Origin of the sequence: Bacillus sp. 165 (assembly GCF_017742235.1) — a bacterium.
In the GTDB taxonomy this organism is placed as follows: Bacteria; Bacillota; Bacilli; order Bacillales; family Bacillaceae_G; genus JAGHKQ01.
The window spans coordinates 247,209-264,665 of the sequence record NZ_JAGHKQ010000005.1; the positions used below are offsets into that span (position 1 = coordinate 247,209).

At 37.1% G+C, this 17,457-nt stretch carries 14 protein-coding genes; 4 read left to right on the top strand and 10 right to left on the bottom strand.

Features of this window, described 5'->3' with window-relative positions:
• Positions 1 to 2: 2 nt before the first annotated feature.
• Positions 3 to 1,184, bottom strand: coding sequence for a ParM/StbA family protein (locus J7Q84_RS10610; RefSeq protein ID WP_209094513.1), 1,182 nt, complete (start codon positions 1,182 to 1,184; stop codon positions 3 to 5).
• 435 nt (positions 1,185 to 1,619) lie between these two features.
• Positions 1,620 to 2,945: an N-acetylglucosaminidase gene (locus J7Q84_RS10615; RefSeq protein ID WP_209094514.1), complete on the bottom strand. Its 1,326-nt coding sequence runs from the start codon at positions 2,943 to 2,945 to the stop codon at positions 1,620 to 1,622.
• A 496-nt stretch (positions 2,946 to 3,441) separates the two neighbouring features.
• Here J7Q84_RS10615 and pdxK point away from each other — a divergent pair, with 496 nt between their 5' ends.
• Entirely contained in the window at positions 3,442 to 4,269 is an 828-nt protein-coding gene (pdxK, locus tag J7Q84_RS10620) for a pyridoxine/pyridoxal/pyridoxamine kinase (RefSeq protein ID WP_209094515.1), read from the top strand.
• 40 nt (positions 4,270 to 4,309) lie between these two features.
• On the opposite strand, the gene J7Q84_RS10625 is transcribed toward pdxK, so the two are convergent.
• A complete protein-coding gene (locus tag J7Q84_RS10625) occupies positions 4,310 to 4,765 on the bottom strand; it encodes a MarR family winged helix-turn-helix transcriptional regulator (RefSeq protein WP_209094516.1) in 456 nt (151 codons plus the stop codon).
• Between the two features lie 33 nt (positions 4,766 to 4,798).
• Positions 4,799 to 5,908, bottom strand: a complete 1,110-nt coding sequence (locus tag J7Q84_RS10630) for an alpha/beta fold hydrolase (protein WP_209094517.1) — start codon at positions 5,906 to 5,908, stop codon at positions 4,799 to 4,801.
• A 295-nt stretch (positions 5,909 to 6,203) separates the two neighbouring features.
• On the opposite strand from J7Q84_RS10630, the gene J7Q84_RS10635 reads away from it, so the two are divergent.
• The gene (locus J7Q84_RS10635; protein ID WP_209094518.1) at positions 6,204 to 7,436 is read left to right on the top strand and encodes an aminopeptidase; all 1,233 of its coding nucleotides are present in this window, start codon (positions 6,204 to 6,206) and stop codon (positions 7,434 to 7,436) included.
• A 186-nt stretch (positions 7,437 to 7,622) separates the two neighbouring features.
• Here J7Q84_RS10635 and J7Q84_RS10640 read toward each other — a convergent pair whose 3' ends face one another.
• Complete coding sequence (locus tag J7Q84_RS10640) at positions 7,623 to 8,822, bottom strand: MFS transporter (RefSeq protein ID WP_209094519.1); 1,200 nt, start codon at positions 8,820 to 8,822, stop codon at positions 7,623 to 7,625.
• 263 nt (positions 8,823 to 9,085) lie between these two features.
• Here J7Q84_RS10640 and J7Q84_RS10645 point away from each other — a divergent pair, with 263 nt between their 5' ends.
• Positions 9,086 to 10,231 carry a glycerate kinase family protein gene (locus J7Q84_RS10645; protein WP_209094520.1) on the top strand — a complete coding sequence of 382 codons (1,146 nt, stop codon included), beginning with the start codon at positions 9,086 to 9,088 and terminating at the stop codon, positions 10,229 to 10,231.
• Between the two features lie 42 nt (positions 10,232 to 10,273).
• On the opposite strand, the gene J7Q84_RS10650 is transcribed toward J7Q84_RS10645, so the two are convergent.
• The 5 genes from J7Q84_RS10650 to J7Q84_RS10670 form a co-directional block, all read right to left on the bottom strand.
• On the bottom strand, positions 10,274 to 11,434 hold the full coding sequence (locus tag J7Q84_RS10650) for a GNAT family N-acetyltransferase (protein WP_209094521.1): 1,161 nt from the start codon (positions 11,432 to 11,434) through the stop codon (positions 10,274 to 10,276).
• Between the two features lie 65 nt (positions 11,435 to 11,499).
• Positions 11,500 to 12,732 carry an aminopeptidase gene (locus J7Q84_RS10655; protein WP_209094522.1) on the bottom strand — a complete coding sequence of 411 codons (1,233 nt, stop codon included), beginning with the start codon at positions 12,730 to 12,732 and terminating at the stop codon, positions 11,500 to 11,502.
• 129 nt (positions 12,733 to 12,861) lie between these two features.
• Positions 12,862 to 13,527, bottom strand: coding sequence for a thiamine phosphate synthase (thiE, locus tag J7Q84_RS10660; RefSeq protein WP_209094523.1), 666 nt, complete (start codon positions 13,525 to 13,527; stop codon positions 12,862 to 12,864).
• Between the two features lie 3 nt (positions 13,528 to 13,530).
• Entirely contained in the window at positions 13,531 to 14,337 is an 807-nt protein-coding gene (thiM, locus tag J7Q84_RS10665) for a hydroxyethylthiazole kinase (protein WP_209094524.1), read from the bottom strand.
• Between the two features lie 247 nt (positions 14,338 to 14,584).
• Positions 14,585 to 16,054, bottom strand: coding sequence for an ATP-binding protein (locus tag J7Q84_RS10670; protein WP_209094525.1), 1,470 nt, complete (start codon positions 16,052 to 16,054; stop codon positions 14,585 to 14,587).
• Positions 16,055 to 17,347: 1,293 nt separating this feature from the next.
• On the opposite strand from J7Q84_RS10670, the gene J7Q84_RS10675 reads away from it, so the two are divergent.
• A partial coding sequence (locus J7Q84_RS10675; protein WP_209094546.1) for a transposase occupies positions 17,348 to 17,457 on the top strand: 110 nt, incomplete at its 3' end.

Here is a 17,457-nt window from a genome sequence, read left to right on the forward strand (position 1 = left end):
ACCTATTTAGTCTTTGCCAATTTTTGTTCTTCGTTTTTCGTCTCTTTCATGGTTCTCCTTGAAAAATCCGCAATTAATTTATAATAAGCATTTGCCATCATCCAAATACTTTCTTGCTCATCTTCGAAGAAATCGATATTATAGCCATCCAAGCTATTATTTAATGTTTTTAGATAATCCTTAAGAATAATTGATCCTCCACCTACAAAATAGCAAATTTCTGTTTGAGAGTTTTTTTGCCAAACATTACGTAAATGACGATATTGCTTTTTCGCCAACTCTAAAAGCGTACGATCTGTAATGTCGTGAACACTTGTCCGACTTCCTTTTACCATAATATGATTTCGGTCATTTTTCTTTGTGATTATTTCTACAACATCACGGCGGCTATCGAGCTCTACTCCATGCTTAGAACGAATCTCCTCTCGAATGGATTCAAGCGATTCAGAGACTCCCAAATTAAAGCCTTGAGCTTTATCATCATCCACCTTGCCATTTTTAATTACAGCAATATCTGTTGACAATCCGCCAATATCTTGAATTAAAATTCTTTTATCTATAAGGTCCTTATTAATAATGTTTAAGTTATTATCCATTACAAGATTAATATAGGCAGCAAAGCCTTCAGGATAGACCTTCACTTCTTCAAACTTAATATTTATCTTTAACCCTTGATACCTTGGAGTTACTAAAAATTCAACTTGATGAACAGAGCCTAGTAGTTTAGATCGATACCCTACATCTTTTCCTTCCTTTACTTCACGAAGAGGAAGTCCTGTTCCTAATATATATGTAGCATCTATTACATTATTGGATCGCTTAAAAAGTTGTTTATTTTCTTCTTGTGCTGCATCTAGCGCCAACGAAGCAAATAACATGATGAGGGTTTGATCTTCTTCGGATTTGTTGCTTCCCGGGTCTAATTCTGAGGGGTTGTCACTTTTAGTTGCAAGATTACCGACACGATAAATCGCATTATTGTCTCTTAAAGTAGGAGAATGTACACGAATATGAATCCCATCAACAGGATTTTGCTTGTTCAGTTCTTCGATCCCGATGACCGGACGATCTTCTATATCTCTGGCAATTACATTGGGAATGTTAATTTGTACCTCCATTTTGCCAAAAATACCTTTAAGTGAATCATTACCTACGTCAACTGCAGCAATACGAGCATTTGTCAATGAAATCATCCCTTCCATTAATTCGGTATAATATTCAACTTTAGTAAAGATTACTCTGATTCTATAAGTTATTTTATATTAATTCCACATTTATCATCGAATTGTAATGTTATACATATTTTCGTAATTTTGTACACAAAACTGTAAACATCTTGCAAATAAAGCTTGTATACTTTTTGTTTACATGTATACTTTTTTGAATACAATTGTATACACTTCTGTATACATGTTTACTTTTTAGTACACAACTGTACACATATTTGTAAACATGTACACAAATATGTAATCATCTAATTTGAACATTCTTGCTTGCCTGTTTTTTTATCTGTCTACCACCTCGCACTCGAGCAAGTGAATAAGCTTTTTTGAAGTTATATTATTTTTCATAAAAAAGGTGCCTCTTTTCAAGAAGCACCTTTTTATGCAGTATAGTTATTATTTGACTGTTATGCTGTCACCAGGAACCCAATATGTTTTAGAATTTCCTGGGTGAACCACTTCTACCCAGCCTTTAGGATCTTTCTTAATAACACTAACTTCTGTATTAGCCTTGAATGTACCTTGTACATTTGGTCTTACTGTTGTACTCTTAATCTTTGAATCTGAGAATGGAAACGGTACAACACGATACTCTACAGATTTTGTGATAACACCTTTTGTTCCTGTTGCAAAAGCTTGATACGGAACGCCGCTACCAATTGCGTCTACATTAAATGATGGACCGTTATTCGGCATAATAACCGGTTGATATTGAGATGCTTGGTATGGCTTAATACGCTGCATAATATCTGCGATTTTACTATACCAGCTTTTATCTGATGCATATCGGACATTCATGCCTTTTAAAGTAGGGCCATTATAATATGTTCCGCCTGTAGTAAGGTAATTTTTTCTTACATAGTCCGCATTGATATTAATACTGTCTTCATAGCTTGCTAAATATTTAGCACTGTCAAATGGAGAACGATCATACGCTTTTAAACCATACAGGTTATTTTTACGATAAGCAATTTCAGACTTCCCATAACCTGTTTCCAAGAAAGCATGAGCCGCTAGGTATAATGCATTTACACCATATTTTTTTCCTGCAGCTACAAATGCATCACCCATATTTGCAATAGGACTGTCGGGATGATACTTTTGAATATATTTATTAATTTCCGCTGCTGTTATATTAGATGGTGTACGCAAATCAATCTCAGCATACGAAGATGCCGTTTTTATAGGGCTTGTCTCCCCGCCCGGATTTGGAGCAGGATCTAACCCATTCGATTGAACGGATACATAATGTGAGGATACCCAGCCGCTTACGCTTCCTGCTGTAATATAATGCCAGCCATTCTTTGTTTCATGGATGGACACCTTTATTCCTTTTGCCAATGTTGTAATACGAGTACCTGATAGAGACGGTGCTTTACGCACATTTAAGTTCGCAGTCGTTGTTCCCTCACCTATAACTGTTGCAGGTCCAGCTGGCTGTACATATTGTATATACTTTGAGTATACCCAACCGTCCTTTGCTCCATTTTCAATAAAGTACCAATCTCCCTTTATATCTTTAATAGTCACTTGCTGACCATTTTTAACTTGTGAAATTATCTGACTGGAAGTAGTCGGAGCTTGCCTGACATTTAAAACAGAAGCAGTGACTTTACCGGTTCCCTCTCCAGCTGCTTCTGCTGACAATGGATTATTTGCTAACACATTAAACGCCAATCCACTCATCAAAGTTACTCCGGCTACAATTGTCCTTATCCTCATTTCATCTCCTCCAGTGCTCTTGTTGTATACTGTGCAGTGCACGTATGTAAAGTTTTATAGTAATCTAGTAAACTATAGAATCAAAAACGTTATACTACACAGAAAAAAAATCACCAATAACATGGTGTTCATATTTGCTTGAAGTTTTAATGTAAAGCTGTTATCTAACAGGAACTATAAAAAACACACAGTAATCTAACACAGTTGTCATAATTTATTATAGTAGAAAATATTCACCCGTGGGTAATAAACATTTTACTAATGGAGGAAAAAAGAGGAATAACTATGTATAGAGATCTTTTGATATCTAATAAATACATTTTTTCTATTCCGGAAAAATATATATGAAGAGAGAAAATAATTGACGTTGTATAGGAAAGCTATATAATCAAAGAAAAGATATTTACCTTTTTCTATTTTGATTTTGTTTATATTCACACTCAAAATAGTACATAGTAATAAGAGGATTTTTACATATGAAAAGGGGAGATTTACAATGACACTTCATAAAGCATTAACAATTGCAGGTTCTGATACAAGTGGAGGCGCTGGCATCCAAGCAGATTTGAAAACGTTCCAGGAGCTTGGTGTATATGGTATGACTGCTCTTACAACAATTGTAACGATGGATCCTCATAACAACTGGGCTCATAATGTCTTCCCAATTTCAGCTGAAATACTAAAACCACAATTAGAAACTGTAATGGAAGGTGTAGGAGTAGATGCCTTGAAAACAGGTATGTTAGGTTCCACTGAAATTATAGAAACTGCTGCTCAAATGATTGAAAAAAATAATATTACAAATGTAGTGGTTGATCCAGTAATGGTATGTAAAGGTGCAGATGAAGCTCTTCACCCTGAGACAAATGACTGTTTGCGTGACGTCCTAGTTCCCAAAGCATTGGTTGTGACACCAAACTTGTTTGAAGCATATCAATTAAGTGGTATAAAAATTAATAACTTAGCTGATATGAAGGAAGCCGCTAAAAAAATCCATTCACTCGGCGCTAAGTATGTATTAATTAAAGGTGGAAATAAGCTGGCAGGACAAGAAGCTGCTATTGATTTATTATTTGATGGTACAGACTTTGATATTCTGGAATCTGAAAAAATCGATACAACATATACTCATGGTGCTGGCTGCACATATTCAGCCGCAATTGCAGCTGAATTGGCAAAAGGAAAACCTGTAAAAGAAGCCATTCAAACAGCTAAAGCATTCATTACAGATGCAATTCGTCATTCTTTTAAACTAAATGAATATGTCGGTCCAACTCATCATGGTGCTTATCGGAAATATGGTGCTGGAAGAGAGACTGTATAAGAATAAAAAATGGTCATCGAAAGATGGCCATTTTTTATTCTTATACAGAGTGCGATTCTTTTTTTCTAATAGAATCGTGAATCTTCTTATAAATACGTGTAAAACTTTCTACTTCTTCTTGCTCAAGATCTCCAAGATAAGGGGAAATAAACTGATACATTTTCTCCTCTCCTGATTTCAACACATCTTCTGCTTGTTCTGTTGTTTCTAATAAAGTAACACGTGAATCCTGAGGATCTATCGTACGGATAACATATCCTTTGTTTATTAGCCTCTCTGTTATGATTAGAATAACATTACGGTTTTCGTTATTCCAACCCTCTAACATACTGATTGGACATGGCCCGTATTTCTTAATCGAACGTAATACAAAAAACTGCTCCGCTGTAACCTCACCTGCAAGTTGCTCTGCAAGAAACGCTGTCAGCTTTCGGTTTATAAACATTACTACCTCTTCATATTGTTCCATTAAGTATTTTAGCGCAGTAACCTCCACCATCTTCCCCCCGATCTTATACACAGTAAAAGCCTAGATTCTTCCTAGCCAATCTCTTACTTTATTCTCAAATAACGGAACATCTACTATACCTGCCATATGACCATTTAAGCTATCAAAAGCAAAAAACTCAGCCTTTTTCCCTTGCTTTTGTAATATACGGATTGTCTGTTCACTGTATTGCGGCGGTTGAAGGATATCTTGATTACAAGAAATCAGGAGGACGTTAGCTTGAATTTTTTGTAACGCTTCTTCTAAAGAAGAATGTCCATGTGCTATATCATGCATCATAGTAGCACGGCATGTATAGATCCAATGATTCGCATCATAGTAGACTATGTTGTCCATAACTGTGTTGTACATATTCTTCTCAAAGGAGGTTTGATTGGATACATGCAAATAAGGTCTCCGGTCTTGGCTGTTTCGAGGAAATTCACTCTCATACCAATCACAGTGAAAAGCATTTGTAAACATCATTTGTGAAGCTAAATGTAATCCTTCAACAGGCTCTTGCTCTCCATAGTATTGTCCATTTTTCCAATAGGGGTCTAATTGAATTGCACGAATCCCGTGTTGCAGTACATTAAAAGAAGTCATAACAGGATTTTGTGCATTGGTAATTACACCTATACACGCATCTAGCTTATCTGGATATTGCACCGCCCAATGCAAAGCTATCATCCCTCCCGCAGAAGGACCAATTACAGCTGTAAGATGATGGATTCCTAACAGTTGAATACATGCATGCTGAATACCCGCCATGTCATGAAATGTAAAAGGAGGAAACGACATACCATACTGCTTGCCTGTTTTGGGATTAATAGATATAGGGCCCGTGGTAACAACCATTGAGTTCTTGACTTGCACATTACATAGATTATCCATACAAATAACAAAATAACGGTTAGTATCGACTGCTTTCCCTGGTCCAATTAATGCGTCCCACCAGCCAGGGTTCATATCTGAATCAGTATACTTACCTGCAGCATGGCTCGTTGCACTAAAATGGTGACATACTAAAATAACGTTGCTTTTTTCTTTGTTTAACGTTCCATATGTTTCGTAGCCTACCTTAACAGGAATTGATACACCACACTCTAATGTATAGCTTTCAAGAAAAAAATCCTGTTTTCTGACCAACACAAAAAATGCACATCCTTCTTTTTAGCTTATTTATGATTGTACTCTTTCAAGAAACAGTAATAAAAACATACACTTATAACATGCATTATATAAAGCGGGCAGAAAAACCTTTTTTTCTAGAGAAATAAGAGAAAATAAACCTTCTATGAGCAGCGTAATACGGTAGAGAAATATAGCACTGCTTTCGGAAGATTTTACAGAAAATAAAAAATATAATATATTTTCTATTAGGAACGTATTTGTTATCATTCATTTTAGCAGTATGATTATTACACTTACATAAAGGGGTATGCTTATGTCAACATTTGAACATAATTTAGAAAAATATGCGGAATTAATAGTGCGTGTAGGAGTTAACATTCAAGAGGGACAAACCCTTCATATAAATGCTCCACTGGCAGCTGTTGAATTTGTACGTGCTACAGTAAAAAAAGCATATGAAGCAGGTGCAAAGCACGTATACGTAAACTGGGAAGATGAAGTATTAACACGACTAAAGTATGATTTAGCTCCGGATGAAGCCTTTCATGAATTCCCTTCTTGGGTAGCAACAGAGCGAGAAGAGCTCGCGGAAAAAGGCGCAGCTTTCTTATCTATTAAGTCTTCTAATCCTGATTTACTGAAAGGTATAAATCCTGAACGCATTTCTAATGCCAATAAAGCTGCTGGAAAAGCTATGGAAATATTCCGTAACTACATCCTGTCCGACAAAGTTAGCTGGAATGTAGCAGCAGTTCCATCACCAGAATGGGCTGCAAAGGTATTCCCTGATGTACCGAAGGATGAGCAAGTACAACAACTTTGGAGCGCTATTTTCCAGGCAACACGTGCTGATTTAGAGAACCCTGTACAGGCATGGCAAGATCATAGTGCAAATTTACAAAGCAAAGTAGAATACTTAAACAGCAAACATTATACAGCATTGCATTATACAGCTCCAGGTACAGATTTAATAGTTGAGCTTCCTCAAAAACATGTTTGGATAGGAGGAGGAAGCACGAATGAAAGAGGAGTATCCTTTACAGCTAATATTCCTACTGAAGAAGTATTCACCTTACCATTACAAACGGGAGTCAACGGATATGTATCCAGCACTAAACCATTAAATTACAGCGGGAATGTGATAGAAAACTTCACCTTAACATTTGAAAGTGGACGTATCGTTGACTACAAAGCAGAAACGGGAGAAGAAACATTAAGACACCTCATAGAAACGGATGAAGGATCTCATTATTTAGGAGAAGTTGCTTTAGTACCTCACAACTCTCCTATCTCTAATACTGATATTATCTTCTACAATACTTTATTTGATGAAAACGCATCCTGTCATTTCGCTATAGGAAGTGCCTATCCGTTTTGCTTAGAAGGCGGAAAAACAATGTCAAAAGAAGAATTAAAGCAACATGGAGCAAACTCCAGTCTTACACATGTGGACTTTATGATTGGCTCCGAGAAAATGAATATAGACGGTATTACAGCGGATGGTTCACGTGAGCCATTATTTCGTAATGGCAATTGGGCATTTTAATCCCACAGTACTAAAAGGCCAAGAGACTTTCTCTTGGCCTTTTACCACCTATGCTGAAATGAGCCCCTTCTTCCACCTGTATCTATTCTTATAACTGCTTTCCCGCTGCTACTCTTACTTTATATACATTTTTTATTGTTCTTCCTAAAAAAACGACATGCGGACGCACATCGTTTTTTTAATCAATTATGTTAGCTCTCGTTGTTTTGTTTCCTTTCCAAGTATAAGGACTGCCGCAGCTCCTATTAGGATAGCAAAACAAAAGATTGTAAAAACCGTTGTAACTGATATATTTTGTGCTATAAGATACCCAACCAACAGTGGCCCGAGTATTCCACCAATTCTGCCAAAGGATGCTGCCATTCCTGCACCCGTTCCGCGAATTTGCGAAGGATACTGTTCCGGTGTATACGCATATAGAGCTCCCCATGCTCCTAAATTAAAGAAGGATAAAAATATACCTGATGTAATTAAGAAAGACAATGATTCCGCCCCTCCAAAGAAATATGCACTTATAGCAGTACCGACTAAATATGTAATCAGAACAAATTTCCGTCCAGCCCTTTCAATTAACCATGCTGCAGTGAAATAGCCTGGTAATTGTGCTAACGTCATAATCAGAACATATTCAAAGCTCTTAATAAGGCTGAATCCTTTCATAACCATAACAGCTGGAAGCCATAAAAACATCCCATAGTAAGAGAAGACTACACAAAACCATAGAATCCACAGCATAATGGTAGAACGTGTATAAGGCTTAGCCCATACTCCTACAATTTTCTCCGATGCTGATTGGTTTTGAGAAGCAGCTTTAAATTGTGGTGAATCTGGTAATTTCACACGTAAATACAGAGCATATAAAGCAGGAAGTGCACTCAATAGTAACGCTATCTTCCATCCGTAGTTCGGGATGACAAAATATGAAATGAGAGCTGCAATTAACCATCCACCAGCCCAAAAACTTTCTAACAATACAACTACACGACCGCGCTCCGCCGCTGAAACACTTTCAGACACTAGCGTAGAAGCAACGGGCAGTTCTCCCCCTAACCCCATACCAATGATAAAACGCAGAATAAGGAATACAGCGAGAGTAGGTGCGAGCGCTGACAATCCGCTGCCAAGGGAAAACATTAACAAAGTGATAATAAATACAGATTTCCTTCCAATTCGATCCGCCATCACCCCAAATATTAGAGCGCCTACAGCCATCCCTATAGAGTTCACACTGCCAATCCACCCCATTTGTTGGGCGCTTAAATTCCATTCCTTCTGCAAGGCTACTATAATAAAAGATAGCATTCCAACATCCATGGCATCAAACATCCATCCTAAACCGGCTATCCCGAGCAGCTTGCGTTTTGAAATCGTTGATTCCTTCTTCATCTCGATTCCCCTTTTATATTTTCGTTAACATAACCAGAATATTTTACCAAAAAAATAATAAAACAAACTACTTTTGATACTCTTATTTTGTATTTTTCCTTTTCAATTCTTGTTTATTCCCTCGGAAATTAACTAAAGCATATTTGCTCACTTTTCTTATCTACTTCCTACTAATTCGCAGCGAAAAGTTTTACTATCTATTAATAAAAGATACACTGATTATAAGAACGAATTTCTGATTCCTAAAGGTACGGTGATTATAAATGAAATATGTTATAGCTTCGGATTCTTTTAAAGGCTCTTTATCTGCTATACAAGTGGGAAGGGCTGTAAAACAAGGCATTCTCCATGCACATCCTGAGGCACAGGTTAAGATTGTACCCATGGCTGATGGAGGTGAGGGAACCCTCGAAGCCTTACTGTATGCGAATAGGGGGCATGAAATGAGGCTACAGGTTCACAACCCTTTAATGCAGCCTGTTCTAGCGAAGTATGCAGTCTTTCATCAAGATGGAAAAGATATAGTATTTATCGAGTGTGCCCAAAGCAGTGGACTGCCTCTAATTGCAAAGAACCAGCGTAATCCTATGAATACTAATACCTACGGACTTGGAGAACAAATTAAAGATGCTGTGCAACGAGGCTATCGTCACTTTATTATTTCGCTTGGAGGAAGCGCAACAAATGATGGAGGAGTGGGTATGCTTCAAGCACTTGGGTGGAACTTTTTCGATAAGAAAGGACAGTTAATTCGAAATACAGGGAATCCTTTGCTGCATATCCATAGCTTTTCAGATACTAACAAACTACCGCAATTAGATGCATGCACATTTATGGCAGCGACTGATGTTATCAACCCATTTTATGGTCCTCATGGTGCTGCTTTTATCTTTGCCCGTCAAAAGGGAGCAACAGACCAGGAAATCTCAGTATTGGATACAGCAATGCAGAAATTTGAACAACTGCTAACCGAGCAGTATGGGGTTTCTGTACAAACTGTTTCTGGAGCAGGGGCAGCAGGAGGCCTAGGTGGTTCATTAGCTGCCTGTTTACAGGCTGAGATTACTTCTGGGGCAGAGCTTATCATGCAGCATACTAATTTGGAGGAGCACGTGAGGAAAGCTGATATTGTCATTACAGGTGAAGGAAGTCTAGACGAACAAACCTTACTCGGCAAAGTTCCTATAGCAGTAGCCAAACTTGCCAAAAAGCATGGAAAGCTCGTTATCGGTATTGCAGGGCGTATTGATACAGACCTGAACTCTTTAAATGCGTATTTGGATGCTGTATTTTCCATTCAAACAGAGTGTCTTACTCTTGAATATGCCTTAACCCACGATATTGCCTATAAGCAAGTGGAGGTTACCGCAGGACAGATTGCTCAACTAATAAAGAAACTATCTTTATAAATACAAGGCATCTGTAAAAGAGACAGATGCCTTGTATTTATATTAAAAGAAATCTAAGAAGCAAGATGTTTGCAGTGACAGGCACCGGTCCAATTTTTCTATCTCTTCTTTTTCTCCTTGCAGTTTACCGCATCGATATAAAAATTGGGGCTGTTGAGCACCTAACAGAAGGGCTGCCATTGTTTGAATATCCGTTTTTATCGACTTTTCGCTCGGTCTTGCTTCATACTGAAAGGTAACTTTACCATTTTCGAGTATATACGTCCCTGTATTCCAGTCAGCAAACTCATCTGTTACATGAATACAGAGAGGCTCCCTTACCTTTGCAATAGGATGATCCGTTAAGAATTTTTGTAAATCTACAATGCGAATCATAAAATACGATACCATTTCCTGCTGCATTTTTGGATTTTGTAATAAAAACGGCAATTGATCATCTGAAGGAGCAACGATTTTTACTTTTTCAACCATCGAATCGTGTTGGGAAATATAATTCCATAACCCGCACCTTGCCTCTTCATCTAAATACACAAATTCCTGAATATCAATTATCCGTTCACTTATTTTATACAAAATATACCCTTTAGCAGTATCATTCTCATCAAAATACACAGCAGCACGGAAGTCCCTTGGCAATACCCGGTGCTCCCACCAATACTCCTGTCTCTTCAACATACCATTATATTGCACAGCATAAGATTCATAAATTGAATTCAACAATTCCCAGCTTTCAATCTTATCTACCCTTGCTATTTTCCCCTTTACATTAGGGTAAAAATATAAATCTTTTGCCTCTATTAAATATTTTTTTAACGAAATAGAGAGCTCCCATCCAAAATTCCGATAAAAACCCACATTAAAAGGATGTAAAAAACTGATGGTTTGGGATTGTTCTTTCATAGAAAGCAGTGCTTGCTTAAGCAGTCTTGCCACACTACCCCTTCTTCGGTGTTCTGGCCATGTAGCAACACTTGCTATACCGCCCATCTCATACTGCTTCCCCTCAATAAACACTTGTAATGGGATCAATTGTAACTTAGACAGCAATGTACCGTGTTCAAATTCTCCCCAAACTTCTTGCTTCTTCAACAATGACTTTCTTTTTTCTTTATCAACATCTGATAGTTGATATTGAAAAGCATATTCTGATAAAGTTAAACATTCATCATATTCTTGCTCTGTCAATTTTCGAATCTCAAGCATTCATTTTCTCCCCCTTATGAAAAGAAAGCCGCATTCTCATGAGAGAATACAGCTTTCTTGCTAAATTAAATAGCCCAATTTCCATTTCTAAAGATTGGTTCACGTACACCTTCTTTTGTTACACCATCAATATTCATCTCAGCAGAACCAATCATAAAGTCTTCATGAACAAGACTCTTGTTTGCTCCATGTTCGGCAAGCTCTTCAGGAGACATACTTGTGCCGCCCTCTAAATTCACTGGATATGCTTCACCAAACGCAAGATGATTAGAGGCATTTTCATCAAATAGAGTATTATAGAAAATCAAGCCCGAATCTGAAATTGGAGAATGATGAGGTACAAGAGCAACTTCACCTAAACGGCGTGCACCTTCATCTGTATCTAGTAAAAGTTTTAATGTATCATATCCTTCTTCAGCTGTGAAATCGACTACTTTCCCGTTTTCAAACGTTAAAGTAAAGTTATCAATAACGTTCCCACCGTAGTTTAACGGTTTTGTACTGCAGACAGTACCGTTGACTCCATCTTTATGAGGCATTGTATATACTTCTTCTGTCGGCATATTCGGATTGAATGGAGTTCCACTTTGACTTACGGAACCTCCCCCTTGCCATAAATGATTTTCAGGTAATTCCACAGTTAGATTTGTTCCTGGAGCCTCGTAAACAAGCTGCTTATATTGCTTGCTGTTTAAGTATGCTACCTTTTGCTTTAAAGTTTCATTATGCTGATGCCACGCTGCAATTGGATCCTCTTGATCAATACGAGTAACTTTAAAAATTGCCTCCCATAACTGTTCCATTGCTTCCTCTTCTGTCACATCAGGGAAGATTTTCTTAGACCAATCTACCGTCGGAATAGAAATGATAGACCAACGTGCTTTATCTGCCATAAGATAGCTTCGATAGTTTTTCATCGCTGTTGCACTTGTTTTATTAGCAGCTGCAATACGCTCCGGATTGATCCCTTTTAAAAGATCTGGATTTGGTGAATAAATGTTTAAGAATGCAGCTCCGTTCTCCGCCATTTCTTCAAATCCTTTAGCTTTCCACATAGGAAATTCAGTAAAAGCCTCATCTGGTGCTTTTTCGTATTTAATGCGTGTAAGCTTTTCATCATTCCACTCTACATGAACATTTTTTGCGCCTGCTTCGTATGCTTTATCAGCAATTTTGCGAACAAATTCCGCGGCAGGAAGCGGAGCATTAATCACAAGCGTTTGTCCTTTTTCTACTCTAACTCCTACACGAACAGCAAGTTCTGCATATTTTTCAAGGTTTTGTTCAAATTGATTCATGTCTTTTTCCTCCATCTATATGTATTTAAAAATATAAACAGGTTTCCTCATCTTGATTATAACAGAAAATTCCGAAACGAATGATAAAAATAAAAGCCGGATACATATTCTATCCGACTGAAATTCCTCTTATTTTCTTAGACCCTTTCCCACTGCTTCTACTATCTGTTTCGTACTTTCATATGGAGAAGAAGAGAGGCTGATAAAGGAAATAAGTGATACACCGTCTGCACCAGCTTCTACTACTGAAGCTGCGTTCACAGCGTTAATACCCCCAATCCCTACAACAGGAATATCCATTTCTATCTTACGTAAGCTTTCAATCATTATAGTCCCTTGCGCTGCCTTTGCATCTTCCTTAGAAGCCGTAGGGAAGATTGGGCCTATTCCTAGATAATCAGCCCCCTTTTCTACGGCAACACGCGCTTCCTCTATCGTATGAGCAGAAACGCCCAATATCTTATCTCCTATTTTTTTGCGTACTATCTCAACTGCTTCGTCTTCTTGTCCAATATGAATGCCATCTGCATCAAGAGCTAACGCCAATTTCACATCATCGTTCACAATAAATGGAATATTATGCTGCTTGCAAAGTGCTTGTATTTGCTTCCCTAGTTCATAATATTCGTCACCACTTAAAGCGCCCTTCCCTTTTTCACGATATTGAAAAAGAGTGATGCCCCCCTCTATAGCCTCTTTCATCACATCTAATGGGTGCTTATTACAGTTACTGCTGCCCATAATAAAGTAGACCTTCAATAATTCTCTCATTTGTTCCTTGCTTATTTGAGCCATCTCTTACACCTTTGCCTTCGTAAAAGAAGCATATTCTTCAATGTGTTGAGATGTAACGAGTGCCAATTGATTTAAAAGCTCCATCTGAAAACTTCCAGGCCCCTCTGTTTTGTCTGCTGCTAATTCAGCAGCAATTCCATAATACACTAATGCAGAAGCCGCAGCTTGTACTTTATTTGACTCTACTGCTGCAAATGCACCAATGACAGACGTTAAAAGACATCCTGTTCCGGTTACCTTCGTTAAACAAGGGTGGCCATTATGTATGATATAGGTTGTTTCACCATCTGTAACCACATCATCTTTCCCTGTTATCACTACAACTGTACCTAGCCGTTGTGCAGCTTTTTTTGCAATCGTAATGCTGTCTCCATTACCAGCTCCTGCATCTACCCCTTTTATTGTCCACTCTTCTCCAATAACATTGGCAATTTCTGCTGCATTTCCTCTTAGAACCGCAATGTTGATTTTTTTTATAATGTTTCTCGCAGTATCGGTACGATAAGGAGTCCCTCCTGCTCCTACAGGATCAAAAATAACTGGTACTTCATGCTGATTTGCAGAAGCACCGGCATGTAGCATAGCCTCTACTTCTTCCTCTCGCAATGTACCAATATTTAATACTAATGCTCCTGCAAGTTTAGTCATATCCGCTGCTTCCTCTTTGGCATATGTCATTACTGGAGAAGCTCCTAATGCCAGCAAACCGTTTGCAGTAAAATTAGTAACAACTACATTTGTAATATTGTGTATAAGCGGGTTGTTTTCCCGAATCTTTTCTAATATTTTTACGACATCTTTTTTTCTCATCCTCTTTTATCCCCTTTCTTACCTTAGGGAGATATATAAAAAGCAAAAAGACACTCTGCGTACGCAAAAGTGCCTGTAATTGTGTTCTACACTCTCCCTACGCTGGCATTACCCAACAGGTTCTAACGGTCAACGACAGATTAGCCGTACTCTCAGTCTGCTTCCGCAAACTCCCGATATAATATTCTATTCAGTCAAAGTGTACTCTTTAATGAGTAAAATAACAAGCATAGTATATTATCTAATCTTACCTGCCAATAATATAAGCCTGCTTTGGATGATTGATTTGATTTGGGTATTTAAGCTGAATTTTATCTTCATTTAAAAGCTTTCCTAAATAATTATTACGTAATCCATCAGGAGTTCTTTCTAACAAATGAGCTAATTCTTTTAACATTAACGGCTTTACTTCTAAAAGGGACAAAATAATACCTTCTAGTACACGCGGGCTCAAGCGTCTTTTCTTTCTTGCCACTTCTGATATTGTCCATAATTTATGATCAAGAGATTCATCATTCTCGATATTTGCCGCCATTTCTTGCATGCCAAGCTCTACATCATCAGGAATAAGATTCACGTCCTGGTTATCCTCTTCTAACTCATCTGTCATATTAAAAAGCGGTTCTTCATTATTCATGGAGTCAACCCCCTTATTAACGGAGTTTCTTTCCTTATTACAGGGGTTTTTCTCTTTATTTAAGGAGTTGGTTTCTTTATTTATGGAGTTTATACCCTTATTAACGGAGTCCAATTCGTTATTTACGGACTCAAATTCTTTATTGTAGGAGTCCAATTCCTTGTTATAGGAGTTGGTATTTTTATTTATGGAGTCTGTTTTTTTGCTCATTTCTATATCAAAATAATCATACTCCTCGTTCACAAATGTATCATTGCTCCTATACTGTTGTTTATCGATTGTACTTTGTCTATCCAAGGTTAAAATAGTTCGATTTAACTGCGTATCCTGCATTAAATCTGGTTCATCCCAGTTATAAATCGACCAAACAGATTCAATTTTCTTTAATCCCGATCCCGCTCGTTTACAAAAGTTAATTAGAATGAACATTTTGAATATATTTGGATTGCGAAGATTACTAATCCTCCCTTCCAGTGCTTGCTCCGTGGGTGTTCTTAATAAGCCTGGATTGGAGAAGCGAAATATCATTTTTTCTTTTTCAATCACGATACCGCCTTCACCGTAGTAATCAGCGTGTACTAGTGCATTAACTAGCGCTTCATGTAGACAAGCATGTACAAGCTCTCCATCCACTTTAGGTGAGTCTGTTATATCACCCGTTAAATCCTGCATAGTCTTAAAATAAAAATCATAGACGTTCCCTGACCATGTACCATCCTGTGAAGTGAATCGATTGCTCCAACCCTCACTCGGTATACCATCCGTACTTTCTCTATATTCCAGAAAATATTGAGGTAAAACTTCCGAGATGATTCTCTCTTCACTAAACATCAATAACCCAGCCAGTGTGAGCCCCTCTTTACTTGTGTTACGCAACTTTCCCCATGCACCAATCTTGTATAAAAACTCTTTTATTTCAAGTCCATTCCACGGATGATTTGGCTTAGCTGTTTGAAATTTTTGACGATAGCTTTTAATGGATTCAAAGTTTAATTCATTTAAACCATAATGTTCCAAGATCAGATTGTCCTGTGTTACAACAGGCTGATCTCCTGGATAATGTTTATTTATATTCACCATGAATCTCCCTCTTATATAAATTGATGAAAATGATTGATTTATCTCATATGCTGATTACCATTTTACCACCTTTTTTTCGGTATCTCCTTATGTTCCCACAAAAATGCCATATGATATTTTATCCAGCAGTACATTTAGGCTGAAAAACTATATTTTATACACCAATTTAAATGTGTTTTATAGCAATATAATAATCTCGAATATATTAACATGAGCCATACGGCTGCTTAATTCTATTCAAAAATAAAATAAAAAAGAGAGAAGGACTCAAACTGTTTGAAGAATGGTCATTTTGTAAAGTCTTTGTCCAAGAACTCTTCATTGTCTTACTTATGAAAAAATGGTCATTAAAGGAATTATTTTCTTCCTCCTAGAATAATACAAGATGTAATTAACATAGTGTTTTATAACGAAGCAAATTGTAATGAAGGGTCTTTATTATTTAAGTAAAGCTTCTAAAAAGGGGCTGGTTGATTTGAACAGAAATCGAAATAAAAATATGGCTTTGGTTTTGATTTTAGGTGTCTTTTTACTTCTGTTTCTTATAGTAAATGCTTTCCGCCATATTACTATATACGTAGTATATAGTTCAGGAATAGGCTCTTTATTAATTATTGGGATAATAATTTCTGTTATGCTTACACTTTACTTTAAAGGCTATAAGAGATAAGTGATGTATTTATATGCAATTAGAGTCATTAGACGGGTCGTTTCTTCAGCTAGGGGATCGCTTATCAAAGTATACTTAAACTGCTCTGTATATCCTTAAATCTCTTTGGTTTTTCTTTTTAAATATAGTTAAGCTAATTATTTCCCAACCTTAATTCCATTAGCACCACACCGAATAGCAGGCGATTCTCCAAGCTAGCTTCCTGCAAGAACCGTTTTTTCTTCTCTATTCAAATCAGTTCCTCTTTTATTTCTATGAATACCCTTAAACCCTTAGTTTATCAATTGGTTAAATAATATTTATCACTTGCTTATAACATGAATGTCTGCAAATTGTATAAAATAACATTCTGCCGTATTCAGAAATGATTTAAGAAAACATAGGTAATGGTATAGGTCATATGAACTGTTCTCCTAATTCTAAAAGACGTTGTTTAAAATAAGGACTAGTCGTAATTTTCAAAATAAAAAAGTATCTATTTTAAGAATACTACTCGGCCATCACATTAATTAATACAGCCTTACTCTTAAAATGCCCATCTTACTTTGGATAGGCTACACTTAGTTGGACAGAATTTTTAAGGTCAAGTAGACTACATATAAAAACATTTGAGGAGAATCTACATGGCCAAAAGAGAACGCCGAACCTTTACTGAAGATTTCAAGCAACAGATCGTGCAGCTTTACCAAAATGGAAAACCAAGAAAAGAGATTATTCGTGAGTATGATCTGAC